Here is a 6,117-nt window from a genome sequence, read left to right as displayed (position 1 = left end):
GGCGGATGCGGGTAACCACTTGGCATTGCAACTCCTAAGATCCATGTTGTTGCAATGACCGTATGAATTTGCCGCGTTTTTTCCGCCGTGAGTTCACGCTCGGCGACGGAGAGGCGGAGCAACGAGATGCGCGAAACAGTCATCGTCGAGGCGGTGCGCACGGCAGTCGGCAAGCGCAACGGCGGCCTTGCGAATGTGCACCCCGCGGACCTGTCCGCCGTCGTCCTCAACGAGTTGATGGACCGCGCCGGCGTCAGCCCGGAGTTGGTCGACGACGTGGTCTGGGGCTGCGTCAGCCAGGTCGGTGATCAGTCCGCCAACATCGGCCGCTACGCCGTGCTGGCAGCGGGCTGGCCCGAGAGCATCCCCGGGACCACCGTCAACCGCGCCTGTGGATCGAGCCAACAGGCGCTCGACTTCGCGGTGCAGGCCGTGATGTCGGGCCAGCAGGATGTGGTGGTGGCCGGCGGCGTCGAAGTCATGAGTCGGGTGCCCCTGGGCGCGGCCCGGGCGACCGGCATGCCCTACGGCCCCAAAGTCCTTGCGCGCTATGACGATTTCTCCTTCAACCAGGGAATCAGTGCCGAGCTGATCGCCAGGAAGTGGGGCCTGTCCCGGACCGCGCTCGACGAATACTCCGCCCGGTCCCACGAGCGCGCCGCCGCGGCACAGGATAGTGGCGCCTTCACCGAGCAGATCGTTCCGGTGTTCTGCGATGACGGTTCGATCGTGCACGAGGACGAAGGCGTGCGACGCGGGACGACGGTCGAGAAGCTCGCCGGTTTGAAACCGGCGTTCCTCGAAGACGGCGTGATCCACGCGGGCAACTCCTCACAGATATCCGACGGCGCCGCCGCTTTGTTGGTGACGACCGCGGAGCTCGCCCTCGAAATGGGCCTGACGCCGATCGTGCGCTACCGTGCCGGCGCGGTTGCCGGGGCCGACCCGGTGCTGATGTTGACCGGTCCGATTCCGGCGACGGAGAAGGTGCTGGGTAAGTCCGGCATCCGGATCGACGAGGTGGGGGTATTCGAGGTCAACGAGGCCTTCGCCCCGGTACCCCTGGCCTGGCTTGCCGAGACCGGTGCGGACCCGGAACGCCTGAATCCGCTGGGCGGCGCGATTGCGTTGGGTCATCCGCTGGGCGCGTCCGGCGCGGTGCTGATGACGCGGATGGTGCATCACATGCGGGCCAACGGTATTCGCTTCGGACTGCAAACGATGTGCGAGGGCGGCGGTACGGCCAACGCCACGCTGGTGGAACTGGTGAACTGACGATGTCGCGACCTGGCCCTTGCCTTGTCCGGCAAACCAACCTACTGTGTATTCACTAGGTTGGTTACCCCACCCCCGGACGGTTCGACGAGGTATTCGGTGTCCGAAGTACGGCCCTATGAGACGCTTCTCGCCAAAGGGGAAGACCGCAAACAGCGGATCCTCGACGTGGCCCAGCGGCTGCTGTCGCGGCACGGTTGGCGCAACACGACGCTCGCCCAGATCGCCCGCGAAGCGGGGGTGACCCCGGCGGGTCTCCTGCACCATTTCGAATCCAAGGAACAGCTGCTGCACGCGGTTCTGGATGCGCGCGACCTCGACGACGACACGCACGCCGACCGGGGTGGTGATCTGCTGGGTGAGATCGCTCAGGTCGCAGACCGCTTCAACCGGCGACCAGACCTGGTGGGGACGTTCAGCGTGCTACTGGTGGAGAACATCGCTCCCGACGCACCGCTGCACGACCGCCTGGTGAACCGGCAGCGGAGCGCGACGGAGATCGTCGCCGCCGGCATCCGCCGCGGCCAGGACGCCGGCCGGTATCGCGCCGACATAGACCCCGCCGTCAAGGCGGTGGAGATTCTCGCCTTCATCCACGGAATGGAGATGACATGGCTGCTCGACCCTTCGATACCCCTGACCGAGGTGTTCAAGGAGTACGCGGAGGCGCTGGCGCGCGACTTCTCCCCGTCCAGCCCGACGAGCGCGACATGAGATACCGGCTCGACGTCGTGGCGTCCAGCGTGGTCGACGTGGTGCAGTTCGCCGGTGGCTGGCTCTTCGACCGATCGATGGCGGGCTGGGATGTCACGGTGCTGCTCACCGACGACCCCGACGACCGCCCGCTGCACATCCTTGGCGCCAAGACGCTCGCCCTCGAATCGGTGCTGGCGTCGGTGGGAACGCGTCCGCGTCCCCAGGCCCTGGCGGCTGCCGCGGACCTGCTTGGCTCGGACCCGCGAGTCCGCACCGGAGTGCTGCAGGCCCTCGACCACGGCGTCACCGAGGTCACGCTGTGGGGCACCACCTGGCCGGCCGAACTCGATGACAGCGTCGGGCGGGTTCAGCACCGGTTGAGTTTGGCCGCTCAGACTTTCAAGGCCAAGGCGCTGGCTGCCGCGGCGGTGCCGGTGGACTCGGTCGGGCCCGTCGAGACGTTCCGCAGCGGGTTGATGGCCAGCCGGTCGGTGGCGGCAGATCTGCTTCCGGCCTGACCCGGTCGGTCCTCCGCGCCGACTGTGAATCTGATGACGGAAGACCGCCGTGTCGCGTCGTGGATTTTTACCCGCGGCGGGAGGCGGGCCGGAGTCGCGCGTTGCGGTTGGGCACGCGCTGTGGAAATGTAATATTCGTAAGTGAGAAGCATATTCTCGCGAGCTGAGATCGGAAACGGAGCACGACATGGTGGATGACTTCACCGAACTGGATTTCTTCCGTGACCGGCAGCTTGTCGAGGATCCCTACCCGTACTACGAGGCGCTGCGCCAGCGGTGTCCGGTAACCCGCGAACCACACCACGGCGTCACCATGGTGACCGGTTGGGACGAGGCCTGCGCGGTGCTGAACGACGCGCAGACGTTCTCCTCGTGCATCTCGGTGACCGGCCCGTTTCCCGGCTTTCCGGTGCCGCTGGAGGGTCAGACCGACATCACCGAGCTGATCGAGCAGCACCGTGACGAGTTGCCTTTCAGCGACCAGCTGCCGACGCTGGACCCGCCGACCCACACGAATCACCGCTCGCTGTTGATGCGGCTGATCACCCCCAAGCGCCTCAAAGAGAACGAGGACGCCATGTGGGTGCTCGCCGATCAGGTGCTCGACGACTTCCTGGCGCCGGGGCACGGGGAGTTCATCAAGGGATTTGCCGGTCCGTTCACGCTGTTGGTGATCGCCGACCTGCTCGGTGTGCCGATGGAAGATCGCGACTCGTTCGTCAAGGGCATCCGCCAGCATTCGGGTGGCGGAGTCGGGGGCACCGGCAAAGAAGCGCTGGCCCACAGCCCGCTGGAGTTCCTCTACGGCTTGTTCTCCGACTATGTCCGGGACCGTCGTCGCGAGCCCCGCGACGACGTGCTCACCGGCCTGGCCACTGCCACTTATCCCGATGGCTCGATACCCGAGATCGAAGATGTGGCCCGCGTCGCCAGCAACGTCTTCTCCGCGGGGCAGGAAACCACGGTCCGGTTACTGGGCGCGGCGTTGCAGATTCTGGCCGAGCGTGCCGATATCCAGCAGCAGTTGCGGCGGGACCGCAGCCTGATCCCGAATTTCATCGAGGAGGCGCTGCGTTTCGAAAGCCCGGTCAAGGGAGACTTCCGGCTGAACCGGGTGCCTATCAACGTGGGCGGTGTCGACCTGGCGGCAGGCACGACGCTGATGATCCTGCAGGCCGCCGCCAACCGCGATCCGCGCCGCTTCGAGGACCCGGCGACGTTCGACCCGGCCCGCAAGAACGCCCGGCAACACTTGTCGTTCGGGCGCGGCATTCACAGCTGCCCCGGTGCCCCGCTGGCGCGCGCCGAAACCCGTGTCGCGCTGGAGCGCCTGTTGGACCGGACGTCGGACATCAGGCTCGACGAGCGAGAGCACGGTCCGGCGAATGATCGTCGCTATCAATACGTTCCGACCTACATCCTGCGTGGGCTCACCGAGTTGCATCTGGAGTTCACGACGCCATGAGGGTGTGGGTCGATGACGGGAGCTGTCGGGGCCACGGCATGTGCCTGACGCTGTGCCCGGAAGTGTTCAGCCTGACCGACGACGGCTACGCCGAGGCGATACCCACCGATGTCCCAACGGAATTCGAAGCGGCCACCCGCGAGGCCATCGAGTGTTGTCCGGAGCAGGCGATCAGGGAGCGCTGAGCTGGACGCGCCGCTGACCGGCCCGTGCGACGGGAACCTAGCCGGGCAGGCCTGCTGCGCCATCTGCGCCGTCGGCGCCGATCCGACCGATCACACCGCCGCTGCCGGGAACAATCGCCTGCCCCCCGGCACCTGCGCCGCCGGGGGTTCCGCCGGTTCCGCCGGCGCCCGCGCTGCCGCCGGTGGCGGATGCGCCGGCGTGGCCGAACAACCCTCCGGCACCGCCGGTACCGCCGTTCCCGCCGCTTCCGCCACGGCCACCGGACCCTCCGTCTCCGCCCGTGCCCCCGTTTCCGCCAAGAAGGATGCTGGCACCGCCGGTACCGCCCTCACCGCCCGCAGCGCCGCCGCCGCCGGCGGCGGCGTTACCGCCGGCGCCGCCGGCGCCGCCATCACCTATCAATAGTCCGCCATGACCGCCGGCGCCTCCGGCACCGCCACTGCCTCCGGCACCGCCCACTCCGCCGACACCTCCGCCCCCGCCCTGCCCTCCGGTGCCCAGGAAAATGTCAGCGGTACCGCCCGTACCGCCGTCGCCGCCGTCACCGGCGATGGCGCCGGCGCCACCGAGACCGCCGAGACCGCCGAGACCGCCCGCTCCGCCATTGCCGATAAGCAGGCCGCCATGCCCGCCGGACCCTGCGGCACCACCGTTGCCACCCGCCCCGCCAGCAGCGCCCACACCACCTGTGCCGCCAGTTCCGCCGAGCCCCCCCACATTTGCGTTACCTTGGGAGGCGTTGCCGCCGGCGCCGCCCTGGCCCCCCGCAGCGCCCGTACCGCCGGTCCCACCGGTGCCCCCGGTGCCGCCAAGAGCGGTACCTGACGATGAGAAGGCGTTGCCTCCAGCTCCGCCCGTCCCGCCCAGAGCGCCGGCGCCGCCCGCGCCGCCGGTGCCGCCCGCGCCCCCCACACTGGTATCGGTGACTGAATCGGCGTTGCCGCCGGCCCCACCCGTGCCGCCTTGCGCGCCTTCGCCACCGTTGCCACCGATACCACCGTTACCCCCGAGTGCGGCGTAGGTACCGATGCCCTGGCCACCGGTGCCGCCGTCACCGCCGGGCTGCCCGAGGTTGGCGCTGCTTACTCCGTTGGCGCCGGGGCCGCCTGGCGCGGAGACTAGCGCTGCATCGTCGCCGTCGGCGGCAGCCGGTCCGGCCGGCAACGGGCTCGGGTTTACCGCCCCTGCACCGGCGGCGCCATTTCCGCCGTTCCCGCCGATTCCGCCTTGGCCCCATAGGCCGGCCGATCCGCCGCTGCCGCCCATCCCGCCATTGCCGCCAGGGATGATCGCGCTTCCCCCCGAACCGCCCGCGCCGCCGCTGCCATACAGCAGGCCGCCGTTGCCGCCACTGCCACCGGTGGCTCCCGGTGCACCCATCCCTCCACTTCCGCCATTACCGAATAATCCGGCGTCACCCCCCTGCCCGCCGGCGGCGCGCGCCCCGCCACCGCTGCCGCCGTTGCCGCCGTTGCCGAACAGCAGGCCCCCGGCCCCGCCGTCCTGTCCGGTGCCGGGCGCACCGTCGGCGCCGTTGCCGATCAGCGGGCGACCCAGCAGCGCCTGGGTTGGGGCGTTGATCAGGCCGAGTATCTGCTGCTCCGCCGCCTGCAGGGGCGACGCGGCGGTGGCGTCGGCAACCGCGTAGGAGCCTGCCGCGCGGGTGAGTTCCTGGGCGAACTGTGCGTGAAATGCCGCGGCTTGCGCGCTGAGCGTCTGGAAGCCTTGGGCATGCGTATTGAACACCGCAGCGATCGCGGCCGATACCTCGTCGGCTGCCGCGGACGCGAGTGTGGTCGTCGGTGTGGCCGCTGCGGCAGTGGCGGTGTTGAGCGTGCAACCGAGCCGGGCCAAATCGGATGCTGCTGCTGCCATCATCTCCGGCGCTGCGATCACGTATGACATACCACTGACTCCTTCGGCAGGACGACCGTTACCTGAGCAACCGGCGACCCGACCGGAAGGCCAAGTCTATCG

At 68.9% G+C, this 6,117-nt stretch carries 6 protein-coding genes; 5 read left to right on the top strand and 1 reads right to left on the bottom strand.

Annotation, left to right across the window (positions count from 1 at the left end; all coding sequences use genetic code 11):
• The first annotated feature begins 126 nt into the window (after positions 1-126).
• From AWC08_RS16470 to AWC08_RS16450, 5 genes are all read left to right on the top strand, one after another.
• Complete coding sequence (locus AWC08_RS16470; protein WP_065134953.1) at positions 127-1,275, top strand: thiolase family protein; 1,149 nt, start codon at positions 127-129, stop codon at positions 1,273-1,275.
• A 99-nt stretch (positions 1,276-1,374) separates the two neighbouring features.
• The gene (locus AWC08_RS16465) at positions 1,375-1,989 is read left to right on the top strand and encodes a TetR/AcrR family transcriptional regulator (protein WP_065134952.1); all 615 of its coding nucleotides are present in this window, start codon (positions 1,375-1,377) and stop codon (positions 1,987-1,989) included.
• Positions 1,986-2,489, top strand: coding sequence for a hypothetical protein (locus AWC08_RS16460; protein ID WP_065134951.1), 504 nt, complete (start codon positions 1,986-1,988; stop codon positions 2,487-2,489). The genes AWC08_RS16465 and AWC08_RS16460 overlap by 4 nt, the downstream gene beginning before the upstream one ends.
• Before the next feature lie 187 nt (positions 2,490-2,676).
• The gene (locus AWC08_RS16455; RefSeq protein WP_065134950.1) at positions 2,677-3,954 is read left to right on the top strand and encodes a cytochrome P450; all 1,278 of its coding nucleotides are present in this window, start codon (positions 2,677-2,679) and stop codon (positions 3,952-3,954) included.
• The gene (locus AWC08_RS16450) at positions 3,951-4,139 is read left to right on the top strand and encodes a ferredoxin (protein ID WP_065134949.1); all 189 of its coding nucleotides are present in this window, start codon (positions 3,951-3,953) and stop codon (positions 4,137-4,139) included. Before AWC08_RS16455 ends, AWC08_RS16450 begins: the two co-directional genes overlap by 4 nt.
• 37 nt (positions 4,140-4,176) lie before the next feature.
• Here AWC08_RS16450 and AWC08_RS16445 read toward each other — a convergent pair whose 3' ends face one another.
• A complete protein-coding gene (locus tag AWC08_RS16445) occupies positions 4,177-6,045 on the bottom strand; it encodes a PE family protein (RefSeq protein WP_065134948.1) in 1,869 nt (622 codons plus the stop codon).
• Between the last annotated feature and the right edge of the window lie 72 nt (positions 6,046-6,117).

The organism is Mycobacterium gordonae (assembly GCF_002101675.1).
Classification (GTDB): domain Bacteria; phylum Actinomycetota; class Actinomycetes; order Mycobacteriales; family Mycobacteriaceae; genus Mycobacterium; species Mycobacterium gordonae.
This window is presented reverse-complemented; position numbering and strand designations above follow the sequence as displayed.

Coding starts and splice junctions, on each gene's coding strand:
- AWC08_RS16450 (WP_065134949.1), top strand. CDS start 3,951: ATGAGGGTGTGGGTCGATGACGGGAGCTGTCGGGGCCACGGCATGTGC.
- AWC08_RS16455 (WP_065134950.1), top strand. CDS start 2,677: ATGGTGGATGACTTCACCGAACTGGATTTCTTCCGTGACCGGCAGCTT.
- AWC08_RS16470 (WP_065134953.1), top strand. CDS start 127: ATGCGCGAAACAGTCATCGTCGAGGCGGTGCGCACGGCAGTCGGCAAG.
- AWC08_RS16445 (WP_065134948.1), bottom strand. CDS start 6,045: ATGTCATACGTGATCGCAGCGCCGGAGATGATGGCAGCAGCAGCATCC.
- AWC08_RS16460 (WP_065134951.1), top strand. CDS start 1,986: ATGAGATACCGGCTCGACGTCGTGGCGTCCAGCGTGGTCGACGTGGTG.